This window comes from Pantoea sp. CCBC3-3-1, assembly GCF_007981265.1.
Lineage (GTDB): Bacteria > Pseudomonadota > Gammaproteobacteria > Enterobacterales > Enterobacteriaceae > Erwinia.
The window spans coordinates 2,040,761-2,055,443 of record NZ_CP034363.1; the positions used below are offsets into that span (position 1 = coordinate 2,040,761).

Below are 14,683 nucleotides of genomic sequence, written 5' to 3' on the forward strand. Positions count from 1 at the left end.
TATGAGCAACCAACCCATCAAGTTCGCCTACTGGGTGCCTAACGTTTCGGGCGGCCTGGTCATCAGCGACATTCCACAGCGCACCAGCTGGGACGTTGACTATAACCGCAAGCTGGCGCAAATCGCCGAGCGGGCTGGCTTTGAGTATGCGTTAACCCAAATCCGTTTTACGGCGGGCTATGGCGCAGATAATCAGCACGAATCGGTCAGTTTCTCGCAGGCGCTGCTGGGCGCAACGGAGAAGCTCAAGGTGATTGCCGCTCTTCTTCCCGGCCCCTGGAATCCCACGCTGGCGGCAAAACAGATCGCCACCATCAGCCATCTCAGCAATGCCCGCATCGCGGTCAACATTGTCAGCGGCTGGTTTCGCGGCGAATTCAAGGCGATCGGTGAACCCTGGTTGGATCATGAAGAACGCTACCTGCGTTCGGAAGAGTTTATCCGCTGCCTGAAAGGCATCTGGCAGCAGGAAAGCTTTACCTTTGCCGGTGATTTTTACCGCTACCGTGACTATTCGCTGAAGCCGAAGCCGCTGGATCCGCAGCCTGAAGTCTTTCAGGGCGGCAGCTCGCGCGCCGCACGTGATATGGCCGCTAAGGTTTCCGACTGGTACTTCACCAACGGCAATACGCCGGCGGGGATCCGCCAGCAGGTTGATGATATTCAGCATAAGGCCGCGCAAAACCAGCATCAGGTAAAAGTCGGTGTTAACGGTTTTGTTATCGCCCGTGAGACCGAGCAGCAGGCGCAACAGGTCTTGCAGGAGATCCTCGATCATGCCAATCCGGAGGCGGTGAAAGGCTTTCAGCATGAGGTGAAAAATGCGGGTAGCGCCTCGCCGGAAGGGGAAGGCAACTGGGCAAAATCGACGCTCGACGATCTGGTGCAATATAACGACGGCTTTAAAACCAACCTGATCGGCACGCCGCAGCAAATTGCGCAGAGGATTATGGCGCTCAAAGAGGCGGGTGCCGATCTGCTGCTGCTCGGCTTCCTGCATTTTCAGGAAGAGGTGGAATTTTTTGGTCGTGAAGTGATTCCGCTGGTGCGCGAGCTGGAGGCTCAGCGGCAGCCGGAGCTGCATCATGGTTGAGCGGCATATCGTCATCGTCGGCGGCGGTTTTACCGGCACCGCGCTGGCGATCCATCTGGCGCGTTTGGGCAGCGCGGGCTTAACGGTCACGGTTATCGAGCCGCGTCATCAGCTGGGACAAGGCGTGGCCTACGGTACTGACGATCCGGCGCACCGCATCAACGTGCCCGCCGCACGTATGCAGCTTTCAGCGGCGCAGGAAGGCGAGTTTGACCAGTGGTATCGCGCCTCGGCGGCCTGTGCGCAGGATCCGGCCGCGCGCTGGCATGACGGCAAGATCTATCCACAGCGCGGGCAGTTTGGCGCATACGTTGCCGAACAGTTTGCGCAGGCTGCCCGCACGTCGGCGGTCAGCCTGCGGCACGTGCAGGATCGCGCCGTCGCGTTACGTCATCATGCAATAGTCACCGCTTCGGGTGCGGTGTTTCAGGCAGACGAGGTGGTGTTAGCCATCAGTCATCCGCCGCCTGCGCTACCGCAAATTTTGCAGCGATGGCTTGCGGGAGAGCACGGGCAAAACCGCGCCGCTGAACGGACCGGCGATGCAGGCTCTGCCAGCCCTGCCGCGCTGATCGCCAATCCGTGGCAAAAAAATGCGCTCGCGACGGTGGGCGCGGACGATCGAATCGCCATTATCGGTTCAGGACTGACCATGTCGGACGTGGTGGCCTCGCTGCACCGCCAGGGACATCGCGGTCAAATCGTCGCTTTCTCACGGCGCGGGCAACTGCCACGTGACAACGTCAGCGGCGACTATCCGGCGCGACCGCTGGATTACCAACGCCCTCAGGCCGCCACCGCCCTCGGCTGGCTGCGACGTGTTCGTCAGGAAGTGGCTCGGGCTGCGGAAGACGGTGTGCCGTGGCAGCTGGTGCTGGATGATATCCGCTTGAATGGCCAGCGCATCTGGCAACAGCTGCCGGTTGCGGAGCAGCGGCGTTTTCTGCGGCATCTGCGCCCCTGGTGGGACGTGCACCGTTACCGCATCGCCCCGCAGGTGAGCGAAATCCTGAATCAGTCTCAGGCCAGCGGCAGACTGCATGTGCTGGCCGCTCGCTTAACGGCCGTGCGCAGCGCAGAACAGGGTATTCAGCTGACGCTTCAGCCGCGTCGTGGCGTACGGGCTGCCTGGCCTGAGTGGTCTGAGCAGCCCGGGCTGCACGTCGATAAGCTGATTGTCACCACCGGACCGGCGCACGGCGCATTGCTGAACAGCGACGCTTTGCTCCACCAGCTGGCTGAAGCGGGGGAGATTCAGGCCGATCCGCTGGCACTGGGGATTTTGGTCAATGCCCATTCACAAGCAGTTAATCAGCATGGCTTTGCCAATTCGCATTTGCATGTTGTTGGACCCGCTGCCCGCGGTCGTTTTGGCGAACTGATGGGCCTGCCGCAGGTGGCTGAACATGCTGAAACGCTGGCGTATCAGCTTCTCGGCAAAACCCCGCACCCGCAAAAATCGTCCACTGACGTACTAAAAACTATTCCTCTGGAGTGAACTATGCCTGTGCAACGCGAAATTCGCCTGAACGCTTTTGATATGAACTGTGTCGGACACCAGTCGCCGGGGCTGTGGGCGCACCCGCGCGACCGCTCGTGGGAATATAAAGATCTCGCTTACTGGACCGATCTGGCGCGTCTGCTGGAGCGCGGTAAATTCGACGGCCTGTTTATTGCGGACGTGCTCGGTGTTTATGATGTGCTGAACGGCAATAACGAGGCCGCGATCCGCCACGCCACGCAGGTGCCGGTAAACGATCCGCTGGCGCTAATTACGCCAATGGCGCTGGTGACGGAGCATCTTGGATTTGGCCTGACGGCCTCGCTGTCGTTTGAACATCCTTATCCGTTCGCCCGCCGTCTTTCCACGCTGGATCATCTCACCAAAGGCCGCGTCGGCTGGAATATCGTCACTTCTTATCTGGAAAGCGGCGCGCGCAATATTGGCTACCGGGCGCAAACCGATCATGATGCGCGCTATGACTATGCTGATGAATATTTGCAGGTGGTCTACAAACTGCTGGAGGGCAGCTGGGAAGAGGGTGCAATCCTGCGCGATCGCCAAAAACGTCTGTTCAGCGATCCGGCCAAAATCCATCCGATCAACCATCAGGGGACTTTCTTCCAGGTACCGGGCATTCACCTTTGCGAACCTTCACCGCAGCGCACGCCGGTACTGTATCAGGCGGGTGCCTCCAGCCGGGGCAAGCAGTTTGCCGCCGAACATGCCGAATGCGTTTTCGTTGCTTCACCGTCAAAAGTGCTGCTAAAGAAAACGGTCGCGGACATTCGCCGACGCGCCGCAGAAGCGGGACGCGATCCCCGCAGCGTACTGATTTTCAACCTGCAAACGGTGATCGTTGGCGAAACGGATAAGGCCGCACAGGCCAAATGGCAGGAATATAAAAGCTATGTCAGTTATGAAGGCGCGCTGGCGCTGATTTCCGGCTGGACCGGTATCGACTTTGGACAGTATCAGCCGGATCAGGTGCTGAAGCATCTGCATACCAACGCCATTCAGTCGGCGGTGGAAACCTTCTCAACCGCCGATCCCAACAAACAGTGGACGGTGCAGGCGCTGGCGGACTGGGTGGGTATTGGCGGCTTTGGCCCGCTGCTGGTGGGCAGCGCTGAAACGGTGGCTGACGAGCTGCAAAGCTGGGTGGAAGAGACCGACGTCGATGGCTTTAACCTCGCTTATGCCGTCACCCACGAAACCTTCACCGACGTAGTAGAGCTGCTGATCCCCGAACTGCAAAGACGCGGCGTTTACAAGCAGGACTACCAGCCCGGCACGCTGCGTGAAAAACTGTTCAACCAGGGACCGCGCCTGACCGCGCCGCATCCGGGCGCAGGCTATCGACGCCAGTCTCAGGCAGAAAGTCCCTCACAGACAGTGGTCACGCCTTAAGCGGAATGAGAAGATTTCTGAACAGATACGCCTTTGCCAAAAAAGAATCTTCTTTTTGCAAACGCGATGCCTGTAGTAAAGCAGAAGGAACAATCCTCTGAAAAGGTGACGCCTTTGGCAAAGGAGAATCGTTTTTTTCCTAAAAAGCAACGCCTGTATTAAAGCGGGAGGGGAATGGGCCGGTAATAAAGCGTCCTGGGCCATGGAGGGCCCAGGTCGAGCTGCCAGGGAGGGCGTTTTTTGCGTCTTTATGGACGGCCCATTCCCCTGACGCCTGCACCGGAACCGGCAGCTACATTACCAGCGAGCACCGGACCCGGCAGCCACAATGCCAACGATCACCGGCCTACTCCCCCCGAATCAGCCCCGCCGATCCGGCGTCTTCGCCTGCCTGAAAAATATCATTTAACTTATTGAATTTATTAAATTTAATAGCATATTTTGTTGTTTTGATGCGTCTCATTTTCGCTTTATAACAGCTCGACCTGCAAAATAATAATGAGGGTTCTATGAGCACCATCAACCTTGATGACGAAGGCGAATTGATTTTGCCCTCGCCGCACTCAACACCGATCCGCTCCGTCAGCGACGTGGCGCAACTGATCAACAGCAGCACCAGTAAAAACAGCTATGCACGCTTTATCGTTTTCCTCGCCCTGGGCGGCGTCTTTCTCGACGCCTACGATCTCACTACGCTCTCCTGGGGCATCGACGACGTGGTCAAAGAGTTTGGCCTGACCCCGACGCTCACCGGCTTAGTCACCTCGTCGATTATGATCGGCACCATCGTCGGCAACCTGCTGGGCGGCTGGCTCACCGACAAATATGGCCGCTATTCCGTGTTTATGGCCGACATGCTGTTCTTTGTGGTCTCGGCAATTGCCGCCGGACTGGCACCCAACGTCTGGGTGCTGATCGGCGCACGGTTTCTGATGGGCATTGGCGTAGGCATCGATCTCCCCGTGGCAATGGCTTATCTGGCCGAGTTCTCGAAATTTACCGGTAAAGGCAACAAAGCGGCGCGGCTGGCGGCCTGGTGCCCGATGTGGTACGCCGCCTCGTCCGCCTGCTTCTTTATCATCTTCGCGCTTTATTTCCTGCTGCCGAAAGAGCATCTGGACTGGCTGTGGCGCGCCTCGCTGCTGTTTGGTGCCGTTCCGGCGCTGCTGATCATCGCCGTGCGCAGTAAATTTATGAACGAATCGCCACTGTGGGCCGCTAATCAGGGCGATCTGAGCGGCGCGGCACGCATTCTGCGCGACTCTTATGGCATTCACGCGCACGAAGAAAAATCCGCCTCTGCGGCAGAAAAGAAAGCCCCACCGAAAGTCAGTTTCCGCGTGCTGTTCCAGAAGCCTTATCGCGAACGCACCATCGTCACCAGCGTGATGAACGTCTGCATCTCGTTCGAATACACCGCCATCGCCTTTTTCCTGCCGTCGATTCTGGCGCAGTTCCTTGGCGCTGGCATGTTCGAAACGATTTCCGCCTCGCTGGGGCTGAACGCACTGTTCGCCTTTACCGGCGGCCTGCTGGGCATGCGGCTGGCGTGGAAATTCCCTTCCCGCCACGTGGCCATTGCCGGTTTCGCGCTGCAATTTATCGCGCTGGTGGCGCTGGCATTGGTCGGTCATCCGCAGGCCACCTTCGGCGTGGTGTTTGCCATTCTGATGCTCGGCCTGTGGCTGTTCGCCGAAGGCTTCGGGCCTGGCGCGCAGATGATGATCTATCCGGCGCTCTCCTATCCAACGCATATTCGCGCTACCGGCGTCGGCTTTGGCCGCTCGCTTTCCGGTATCGGTAGCGCACTGGCGCTGTTTGTTCTGCCCATTTTGCAGGCCTCGTACGGCACTAACATGTTCTGGATTGTCTCGCTGGCCGCCATCATCCCGATCTGCTTCCTGATGGTGGTGCGCTTCGAACCGACGCGTCAGGACATTGACGACACTCAAGCTACTGGAGAATCCCATGTCTGAATCCAACACAGCACACTACAACGAGCTGGCTGCACGCTTCCGGCCAATCTTTGCCCGCATCGCCGAAGGCACCGTTGAACGCGAGCGGCGTCGTGCGCTGGCGCAGGAACCCATCCGCTGGCTGAAAGAAGCAGGATTCGGCACCTTACGTATCCCCCGTAGCGAAGGTGGGCTGGGTGCAACGCTGCCGCAGCTGTTTCAGTTGCTGACCGAACTGGCGGAAGCCGACTCCAATCTGCCGCAGGCGCTCAGAGCACACTTTGCCTTTGTGGAAGACCGCCTGAACCAGCCGGACAGCGAGGAGCGTAAACGCTGGTTCCGCCGCTTTATCGACGGTGAGCTGGTAGGCAGTGGCTGGAGCGAAATCGGCAATCTGAAACTGGGGGAAGTATTAACCAAAGTCGCGCCCGCAGAAGAAGGCTGGCTGCTTGATGGCGAAAAGTTCTACAGCACCGGCACACTCTACGCCGACTGGATCGATGTTTATGCTCAGCGCACCGACAACGGCCGCGACGTGATTGCGCTGGTGAACACGCATCAGGCGGAGGTTGAACGTGACGATGACTGGGATGGTTTCGGCCAGCGCCTGACCGGCAGCGGCACCACGCGCTTTAAGCGGGCCAGGGTAGATCGGACGCACGTCTATGACTTCAGCGAACGCTTCCGTTATCAGACCGCCTTTTATCAACACGTTCTGTTGTCAACGCTGGCCGGAATTGGCCGCGCCGTCACCCGTGACGCAGCGAAAAGCGTGGCCGCCCGCAAGCGCATCTACAGCCACGGTAACGCGCCGCAGGTAAAACAGGACGTTCAGGTATTGCAGGTTGTCGGTCAGATCTCCAGCTGGGCCTGGTCGGTTGAGGCAACGGTCCAGCGCGCCACGCAGTCGTTACAGCTGGCGTTTGACGTTCATCAGCAGGGCGGTGATGACGCGCAAATTCGTGAGGCCAATGTTCAGGCGGAACTGGAAGCGGCGAAAGCGCAGGTCATTGCCAGCGATCTGATCCCGCGTGCGGCAACGGAGCTGTTTAACGCGCTCGGTGCGTCAGATACCCGTGTCAGCAAAGCGCTGGATCGCCACTGGCGCAACGCCCGCACGGTCGCCTCACACAATCCGGTGATCTATAAAACGCGCAACGTCGGCGACTGGGAAGTCAACGGTCACGAACCGACCTTTATCTGGCAAATCGGCAACGGTGAATAGCGATGGCTTCTGAAAAACTAACGGCGGCCAGCGGGGCGAGCCTGGCTGCCCACAGCGAAAGCCCGCTCAGCGACATTGACTGGCAGCCCCCAGAGCCTGCCGCAGTGCTTGACAGCGAGCAACAGGCGCTTGCCGCAGCACGGCAGGTGGCGGCACTGGCGGTGGCCGATGCGGCAACGCGCGACAGAGATCGTATTTATCCGCTGGAGGCGCTCTCGCTGTTCAGCCGCAGCGGCTTAGCCAGCCTTTCTGTTCCCCGTGCTTTTGGCGGCGGCGGGCTGCCTTATCGCACCGTGGCGGAGGTTTTCCGCCTGATCTCGGCAGCCGATCCGTCGCTGGGACAGATCCCGCAAAACCACTTCGGCCTGATCCAGTTTGTTCGCGACGCGGGCACACCAGAACAACAGGCGGCGATATTCAAAGCGGTGGTCAACGGCCACCGGCTGGGCAACGGCGGGCCGGAGAAAAACAGCCGACACACGCGGGACGTGCAGGCACGGCTGCGACAAAGTGAACAGGGACTGCGGCTCAGCGGCGAGAAGTTTTATTCCACCGGCGCGCTCTTTGCCCACCTCATCGTCACCACCGCTGTTGATGATAACGGTAAGGCGGTCATGGCGTTTATACCGCGTCAGACACCGGGCCTGGAGATTATTGATGACTGGTCGGGCATCGGCCAGCGCACCACGGCCAGCGGCACGGTACGCCTGACGAACGTGTGGGTCGATCCGGCGCGGGTCATCGCGGTTCCCGACGCCGGGCAGCCTTCGCTGCGCGGCCCGGTTTCGCAGCTGATTCAGGCGGCCATCGATGCCGGAATCGCTCGCGGCGCTTTCGATGAGGCGTGTGAATTTATCCGTCAGCACTCACGTCCGTGGGTGGACGCGGGCGTGGAGCGCAATGCTTGTGATCCGCACCTGCAGGCGGATGTCGGACGCGTCTGGATCGCGTTACAGGCGGCGGAAGCGTTGCTTCGGCGTGCGGCAAATACGCTGGACGCGCTCGATCCCCAACGGCTTGATGCGGCCGGTATTGCGCAGGCGTCCATTGCCGTTGCCGAGGCCAAAGTACTGACAACAAACGTTGCGCTGACAGCCAGCGAAAAGCTATTGGAATGGGGCGGCAGCCGATCTTCACTCAGTGAACATAATCTGGATCGCCACTGGCGCAATGCGCGCACCCATACGTTACATGACCCGGTGCGCTGGAAGTATCACGCTATCGGTAACTATTACCTCAACGCGATTTTCCCGGCCCGTCATGCCTGGATTTAAGGAACGCACATGAGCCAGGTTAAGCCAAAACAGCCCGCCGCCGTCATTACCAGCGAGGCTCAGGCGCTCAGCGTGGCGCACGCGCTGGCTGCACAGTTTCGCCCTGAATCGAGCCTGCGCGACCGTGAGCGACAGCTGCCTGATACGCAGCTTCAGGCGCTGTTTGCATCAGGGCTGGGTGCGATAACCGTGCCGGCCGCCTTTGGCGGTGCGGCCGTCTCCAGCGTCGTAGTGGCGCAGATCATTGCGATCCTGAGCGAAGCCGATGCCGCCATCGGGCAAATCCCGCAGAACCACTTTTACGCGCTGGAAGTGCTGCGGGTAAACGGCTCGGCCAGCCAGCAGCGGCGTTTGTATCGGGAAGTGCTGGATGGCGTGCATTTGGGCAACGCCCTGGCAGAATTCCGCACCCCGGCCGCGCATCATCGCAGCACGTCGGTTTTGCCGCAGGGCGACGGTTTTTTGCTACAGGGGCAGAAGTTCTATGCCACCGGCGCGATCTGGGCCGACCGCATTCCCACCGCTGCACGCGATGGTGACGGCAAAGAACAGCTGGTGTTTGTGCCGCGCGAACAGGCTGGCGTCAGCGTAACCGACGACTGGTCGGGCTTTGGTCAGCGTACTACCGGCAGCGGTACCGTCATCTTTGAAGCCGTGATTATCGATCCGCAGGATATCGTGCCGTTTCAGAGCGCCTTTGAGCGGCCCACGGCGGTCGGCCCTTTTGCGCAAATTATGCATGCCGCCATCGATCAGGGCATTGCCCGCGCGGCCTTCAGTGAGATGCTCGACTTTATTCGTACCAAAGCACGCCCGTGGCCCGACGCGGGCGTGGAGCGGGCCGCAGACGATCCGCTGCTGATCGATCGTGTGGGACAAATGGCGGCGCGTTTGCAGGCAGGAGAAGCCTTACTGGAAGATGCAGGCGAGGCCGTGGATACCGCGCAGCGCGAACCTGATGCACAACGGGTTGCGCATGCTTCCATACAGGTTGCCGCCGCGCGCGCCTGGACAACGGAGTGCGCGCTGGAAGCGGCAAACCTGCTGTTTGAGCTTTCAGGCACCCGCTCGGCGCTGCGGGAACATAATTTTGACCGCCACTGGCGCAATGCGCGTACCCATACGCTGCACGATCCGGTGCGCTGGAAATATCCACTGATTGGCGACTACATACTGAACGGCACGCTGCCACCGCGCAGGGGGACAATATGAAGCCGGCAAAACAGCTGTTACTGAACGCGTTTAACATGAACTGCGTTGGCCATATTCATCATGGCATGTGGACGCATCCGCAGGATCGTTCCACCGAATTTAACGATCTGGATTACTGGCTGGATCTGGCGAAAACGCTGGAACGCGGCCTGTTTGACGGTCTGTTTATTGCCGATATCATCGGCGTTTATGACGTTTATCAGCAGGGCATTGCGTTGACGGCCAGCGAATCTATTCAGCTGCCGGTTAACGATCCGCTGATGCTGGTATCGGCAATGGCCAGCGTGACGCAGCATCTGGGCTTCGGCCTGACGGCGAATCTCAGCTACGAAGCGCCTTATCCGTTCGCCCGACGCTTATCTACCCTTGACCATCTGACCAAAGGCCGCGTGGGCTGGAACATCGTTACCGGCTATCTCGACAGCGCCGCCCGGGCGATGGGGCAGACCGAGCTGGTGAGCCACGATCGTCGCTATGACCAGGCCGATGAGTTTCTTGAGGTCTGCTATCGCCTGTGGGAAGGCAGTTGGGAAGAGGATGCGGTGATCAATGATAAAGCGTGCAGGCGTTATGCCGACGCCAGCAAAATTCACCCGGTACGCCATCAGGGCGAATTTTATCAGCTGGAAGGCTATCACCTCTCGCAGCCTTCGCCGCAGCGCACGCCGCTGCTGTTTCAGGCGGGAAGCTCCGGGCGCGGCACGCGTTTTGCGGCAAATCATGCGGAATGCACCTTTGTGAATGGGCGGACGCCGCAGGCGATGCGAATTCAGTCGGATAAGCTGCGTCGGGCAGCACAGGATGCGGGCCGCCAGCCTGACGATCTGAAGATTTTTATGGGCATCTCGGTGATCGTTGCGCCGACCGAAAGCGAAGCGCAGGAGAAATACCGTGAGTATCTGCGCTATGCCAGCCCGGAGGCGGGCGTGGCGCATTTTTCCAGTTCCATCGGCATCGATCTGGCGCAGTTCGGGCTGGACGAACCGATCCGCAGCGGCCCGACGCGGGCCATCGAATCCGTCAGCAAAGCCTTTGAAGGCTGGACGCGGCGGCAGCTGCTAGAGCAGCACGCGCTCGGCGGCCGCTACGCGCTGATTGTCGGCAATCCGTCGCAGGTGGCGGAGGCATTGATCAACTGGCTTGATGAAGGCGGCATCGACGGTTTTAACCTGACGCGCATCGTGAATCCGCAAAGCTATATCGACTTTATCGATCTGGTGGTACCGGAACTTCAGCTGCGCGGACGCTATAAAACCGGCTATCAGCCCGGCACCTTTAGAAAAAAACTTTTTGGCGATAACAGGCTGCCGGATCGTCATCCGGCGGCTCGCGACCGCATCACTTCTGGGGATCCACGATGACATTTAAACACCTTTTGCTGGCCGGGATTTTGGGCCTGACTTCGACGGCAACGCTGGCGGCAAACTACGACGGGCCGCTGAAAGTCGGCACCACATCCGCCTTTGCGCCGCCGCTGGAAACCGCCGTAGCCGAGGCGAAAAAGCAGGGACTTGCCGTCGATCTGATCGAATTCAGCGACTGGACCGCGCCCAACGTCAGCCTTGAAAACGGCGATATTGACGTGAATCTGTTTCAGCATCAGCCGTTCCTTGATAACGCTAACCAGCAGGGCGGCTTTCACCTGGTGAAATACGCGCCCGCAATCATCAATAACGTCGGGCTTTATTCGCTGAAACACAGTAGCCTGGCGCAGATCCCCGATGGCGGCACGGTAGCCATCGCCAACGATCCGATTAACGGCGGGCGCGGGCTGCTGCTGTTGCAAAAAGCGGGGCTGCTCAGGCTCAAGCCAGGCGCCGGGCTGAAATCTACCCTGGATGATATTGTGGAAAATCCAAAGCATTTGAGGATCCTCGAAGTGGAGGCGGTACAGCTTTCCCGCTCGCTGGAAGAGGTCGATCTGGCGCAGGGCTATCCGCATTATCTGCGCGCGTCGGGGGTGATCGATCCAAACAACGCGTTGCTGTTTGACGGGCTGGAACACCCTGAATACGTTATTCAGTTTGTCATTCGCGATGGGCATCAGGACGATCCAAGACTGAAAAAGTTTGTCGACATCTATCAGCATTCCCCGGTGGTTCGCGCCAGCCTGGATAAATTTTACGGCAAGCTTTATCAGCCTGGCTGGAGCCAGTAATGGTCAGTTTTGCCTGGCCGGAGCAGGCCACGGAAACAGAACAATCGGTGCGGACGAGCAGTCGTGTGCATATTGCCGTAAGCGGCCTGGTGAAACGCTATCCGGGCCAGCACAGCGATGCGTTGCAGGAGATCAACCTGCATATTCCCCACGGCGACATCTTCGGCATTATTGGACGCAGCGGCGCCGGGAAATCATCGTTAATCCGCTGTCTTAACCGGCTGGAAAATCCTTCTGCTGGCAGCGTGGTGATCGAGGGTGTTGATATCGGCAGCCTGTCCGCCACCGAGCTGGTGAACTGGCGTCGCGGCACCGGCATGATCTTCCAGCACTTCAATTTGCTGTCGGCAAAAACGGTACGCGAGAACGTTGAATTACCGCTGCGCGTTGCGGGTGTCGCGAAGCCGCAACGCCAGCGCAAGGTCGATGAACTGCTGGCGCTGGTGGGGCTGGAAGCCTGGCAGCATGCTTATCCGGCCCAGCTTTCCGGCGGCCAAAAGCAGCGCGTGGGGATTGCCCGCGCGCTGGTTCACGATCCCCAACTGCTATTGTGCGATGAGGCGACCTCGGCGCTTGACCCGGAAACCACGCGGGCAATCCTCGCCCTGCTGCGTGATATCAACCGGCAGAAGGGCATCACTATCGTGCTGATCACCCATGAGATGGATGTGATCCACGATTTGTGTCACCAGGTCGCGGTACTGGAACAGGGAAGGATTATTGAACAGGGCCCGGTATGGCAGGTGTATGGTGACCCGCAGCAGGAGACCACGCGGCTGTTGCTGAATCCGCATTCTGCCAGCCTGCCGGAACCGCTGGCAGATCGGCTTCTGCCTCAGCCCTCGCCCTTTTCCCGCCCGCTAATCTGTCTGCATTATACCGGGCAGGGCGCGGTGCCGGATCTGGCCAAACTGGCTGTCGTGTCTGGCAGCGAGCTGACGCTGGTTCAGAGCGCGCTGGAATGGGTGCAGGGACGGCAAATTGGACGGTTGTTACTGCTGGCAGCGGCCAGCGGACAGCGTTTTCAGGCAGAAGATATTTCAGGGCGACTCGCCGATCGTGTGGAGGTAATAGGTTATGTTAGCGCTTGATCGACTGTGGCAGGGATTCCTTGATACGCTGATGATGGTGGGATGTTCCTCGCTGGCCGCGCTGCTGTCTGGTCTGCCGCTGGCGGTGATCCTTGTGACGTCCGGCCGGGGAAATCTCTTTCCCGCACCGACGGTAAACCGCCTGCTCGGCTGGCTGGTCAATCTGTTCCGCTCGGTACCGTTTCTGATTTTGATGGTGGCACTGATCCCCTTTACCCGTCTGATTGTGGGCACCAGCTACGGCGTCTGGGCGGCGGTAGTGCCGCTGACGCTGGCGGCAACGCCCTTCTTTGCCCGCATCGCCGAAGTCAGCCTGCGCGAAGTGGACAAAGGGCTGATCGAGGCGGCGCAGGCGATGGGTTTTCATCGCTGGCACATTATCTGGCACGTGCTGCTGCCGGAAGCGCGGCCCGGCATCGTCAGCGGTTTTACCATTACGCTGGTGACAATGATCAACGCCTCGGCAATGGCAGGCGCTATTGGCGCGGGCGGACTCGGGGATCTGGCTTACCGCTACGGCTATCAGCGTTTCGATACCCAGGTCATGGTGACGGTGATCGTGGTGCTGGTAGCATTAGTTACGCTGCTGCAACTCTGCGGCGATCGCCTGTCGCGTCGGTTAAATCATCGCTGAACCGACAGCTGTTGCATCAAATCGCGAAATGCTATAGACAGGCTGTCAGGTAATTCTTATTATTTGGCGTTGTCTTATAATCAGGCAGAGCACCAACACTGTTTTCTTCTGCCATGCTTATAACGAGACCCTCAGGAGGATTTATGACCGACTTTTTCCGCCGTGGATTCGCCAGGATGTTGGCTGCACCCGCTAAGCTGATGCATGGATCTATTCGCCAAAACATTCAACATTCCGACAGCAGTAAAATTCTTACGGACGCTAATGGTAATGCGTCATTAAACATGAATAATCAACATGTTCGCGAATCAATGCGCGCTCGTATGGAAGAGCTTGCCCGGGAACGCTAAGGAAAAGCAATGGGTCCTCTGGTCATTATGATCGTCCTCGTATGCGGGGTCTGGTACACAGAAAACCATTATCAGTCCCGCATCCGGCAGGCCAGAAGTAACGGCTGGGCTTCTTATTTTTACGTAGCAATGCACGGCTGCAGGTTTGCCATTCTGGGATTTGGGTTCGTTTTAGTTCTTTTTTTGTTGCTGCTGTTAATCACGCAGCTTATAAATTTGTTTGGATTGATATGGCCGGATATCCACGTTGATCTTTTTTCGTGGCTAACCGAAATCAAGATCATGTCATATCCTGTTTTTTTTTATTTTTCTTTAGGCACCGCCGGTCTTTTTGCCTGGTTCGCGGGAAATAATGCCAAAAAAGAAATTGAAGATGAAAAGAAGCGCCTTGCTGCCTATCGCGAAGTGGCTGCGCAGGATGGCATTGAAGCGCTATTAGTTCAGGCGATCGATGAAGATAAACTTATTTTCGTTACGCTAAAATCCAGAAAAGTCTACATTGGCTATGTTGCAGCTCCGCGAATTGAACATACGCATACACAGCATCTGGCCATCATTCCTTATATTAGTGGCTACCGTGATAAAGATACGCTTCGATATTACGAACAACACCGATACTACGAGCTTTATCTCAGTGAAAATATTACGCCACGTTCTGAACCGCTTAATTTACAGCATTTCCGACATGTTATTCCTATGGATCAGGTTGAAGCCGTTTCGCTCTTTGATGTAAAGACCTATAAAATGTTCGATAGCTTTTCTGAAAAATCTCAATAATCG

13 protein-coding genes are annotated in these 14,683 nt (G+C 58.2%); all 13 read left to right on the forward strand.

Annotated features, from left to right (window positions below):
- Position 1 precedes the first annotated feature (1 nt).
- A complete protein-coding gene (gene sfnG / locus EHV07_RS09760) occupies positions 2 to 1,093 on the forward strand; it encodes a dimethylsulfone monooxygenase SfnG (RefSeq protein ID WP_147197391.1) in 1,092 nt (363 codons plus the stop codon).
- The gene (locus EHV07_RS09765; protein WP_147197393.1) at positions 1,086 to 2,591 is read left to right on the forward strand and encodes an FAD/NAD(P)-binding protein; all 1,506 of its coding nucleotides are present in this window, start codon (positions 1,086 to 1,088) and stop codon (positions 2,589 to 2,591) included. Before sfnG ends, EHV07_RS09765 begins: the two co-directional genes overlap by 8 nt.
- Before the next feature lie 3 nt (positions 2,592 to 2,594).
- Positions 2,595 to 4,004, forward strand: coding sequence for an LLM class flavin-dependent oxidoreductase (locus EHV07_RS09770; protein ID WP_147197395.1), 1,410 nt, complete (start codon positions 2,595 to 2,597; stop codon positions 4,002 to 4,004).
- 509 nt (positions 4,005 to 4,513) lie between these two features.
- Positions 4,514 to 5,980 carry an MFS transporter gene (locus EHV07_RS09775; protein WP_147197397.1) on the forward strand — a complete coding sequence of 489 codons (1,467 nt, stop codon included), beginning with the start codon at positions 4,514 to 4,516 and terminating at the stop codon, positions 5,978 to 5,980.
- Positions 5,973 to 7,184, forward strand: a complete 1,212-nt coding sequence (locus EHV07_RS09780) for an acyl-CoA dehydrogenase family protein (RefSeq protein ID WP_147197399.1) — start codon at positions 5,973 to 5,975, stop codon at positions 7,182 to 7,184. Before EHV07_RS09775 ends, EHV07_RS09780 begins: the two co-directional genes overlap by 8 nt.
- Positions 7,185 to 7,186: 2 nt before the next feature.
- The gene (locus EHV07_RS09785; RefSeq protein ID WP_147197401.1) at positions 7,187 to 8,458 is read left to right on the forward strand and encodes an SfnB family sulfur acquisition oxidoreductase; all 1,272 of its coding nucleotides are present in this window, start codon (positions 7,187 to 7,189) and stop codon (positions 8,456 to 8,458) included.
- Positions 8,459 to 8,467: 9 nt separating this feature from the next.
- Positions 8,468 to 9,670, forward strand: coding sequence for an SfnB family sulfur acquisition oxidoreductase (locus EHV07_RS09790; protein ID WP_147197403.1), 1,203 nt, complete (start codon positions 8,468 to 8,470; stop codon positions 9,668 to 9,670).
- Positions 9,667 to 11,031 carry an LLM class flavin-dependent oxidoreductase gene (locus EHV07_RS09795; RefSeq protein ID WP_147197406.1) on the forward strand — a complete coding sequence of 455 codons (1,365 nt, stop codon included), beginning with the start codon at positions 9,667 to 9,669 and terminating at the stop codon, positions 11,029 to 11,031. Before EHV07_RS09790 ends, EHV07_RS09795 begins: the two co-directional genes overlap by 4 nt.
- The gene (locus tag EHV07_RS09800; RefSeq protein WP_147197409.1) at positions 11,028 to 11,828 is read left to right on the forward strand and encodes a MetQ/NlpA family ABC transporter substrate-binding protein; all 801 of its coding nucleotides are present in this window, start codon (positions 11,028 to 11,030) and stop codon (positions 11,826 to 11,828) included. Before EHV07_RS09795 ends, EHV07_RS09800 begins: the two co-directional genes overlap by 4 nt.
- Entirely contained in the window at positions 11,828 to 12,919 is a 1,092-nt protein-coding gene (locus EHV07_RS09805) for a methionine ABC transporter ATP-binding protein (RefSeq protein WP_147197411.1), read from the forward strand. The genes EHV07_RS09800 and EHV07_RS09805 overlap by 1 nt, the downstream gene beginning before the upstream one ends.
- Complete coding sequence (locus tag EHV07_RS09810; protein ID WP_147197413.1) at positions 12,906 to 13,553, forward strand: methionine ABC transporter permease; 648 nt, start codon at positions 12,906 to 12,908, stop codon at positions 13,551 to 13,553. Before EHV07_RS09805 ends, EHV07_RS09810 begins: the two co-directional genes overlap by 14 nt.
- Before the next feature lie 143 nt (positions 13,554 to 13,696).
- A complete protein-coding gene (locus EHV07_RS09815) occupies positions 13,697 to 13,903 on the forward strand; it encodes a hypothetical protein (RefSeq protein WP_147197415.1) in 207 nt (68 codons plus the stop codon).
- Positions 13,904 to 13,912: 9 nt separating this feature from the next.
- A complete protein-coding gene (locus EHV07_RS09820) occupies positions 13,913 to 14,680 on the forward strand; it encodes a hypothetical protein (protein ID WP_147197417.1) in 768 nt (255 codons plus the stop codon).
- Positions 14,681 to 14,683 lie beyond the last annotated feature (3 nt).

What these genes read in the sequence shown, in the direction of transcription:
- EHV07_RS09820 (WP_147197417.1), top strand. Translation starts at nt 13,913, where the DNA reads ATGGGTCCTCTGGTCATTATGATCGTCCTCGTATGCGGGGTCTGGTAC.
- EHV07_RS09815 (WP_147197415.1), top strand. Translation starts at nt 13,697, where the DNA reads ATGACCGACTTTTTCCGCCGTGGATTCGCCAGGATGTTGGCTGCACCC.
- EHV07_RS09780 (WP_147197399.1), top strand. Translation starts at nt 5,973, where the DNA reads ATGTCTGAATCCAACACAGCACACTACAACGAGCTGGCTGCACGCTTC.
- EHV07_RS09805 (WP_147197411.1), top strand. Translation starts at nt 11,828, where the DNA reads ATGGTCAGTTTTGCCTGGCCGGAGCAGGCCACGGAAACAGAACAATCG.
- EHV07_RS09800 (WP_147197409.1), top strand. Translation starts at nt 11,028, where the DNA reads ATGACATTTAAACACCTTTTGCTGGCCGGGATTTTGGGCCTGACTTCG.
- EHV07_RS09775 (WP_147197397.1), top strand. Translation starts at nt 4,514, where the DNA reads ATGAGCACCATCAACCTTGATGACGAAGGCGAATTGATTTTGCCCTCG.
- EHV07_RS09790 (WP_147197403.1), top strand. Translation starts at nt 8,468, where the DNA reads ATGAGCCAGGTTAAGCCAAAACAGCCCGCCGCCGTCATTACCAGCGAG.
- EHV07_RS09785 (WP_147197401.1), top strand. Translation starts at nt 7,187, where the DNA reads ATGGCTTCTGAAAAACTAACGGCGGCCAGCGGGGCGAGCCTGGCTGCC.
- EHV07_RS09765 (WP_147197393.1), top strand. Translation starts at nt 1,086, where the DNA reads ATGGTTGAGCGGCATATCGTCATCGTCGGCGGCGGTTTTACCGGCACC.
- EHV07_RS09795 (WP_147197406.1), top strand. Translation starts at nt 9,667, where the DNA reads ATGAAGCCGGCAAAACAGCTGTTACTGAACGCGTTTAACATGAACTGC.
- EHV07_RS09770 (WP_147197395.1), top strand. Translation starts at nt 2,595, where the DNA reads ATGCCTGTGCAACGCGAAATTCGCCTGAACGCTTTTGATATGAACTGT.
- sfnG (WP_147197391.1), top strand. Translation starts at nt 2, where the DNA reads ATGAGCAACCAACCCATCAAGTTCGCCTACTGGGTGCCTAACGTTTCG.
- EHV07_RS09810 (WP_147197413.1), top strand. Translation starts at nt 12,906, where the DNA reads ATGTTAGCGCTTGATCGACTGTGGCAGGGATTCCTTGATACGCTGATG.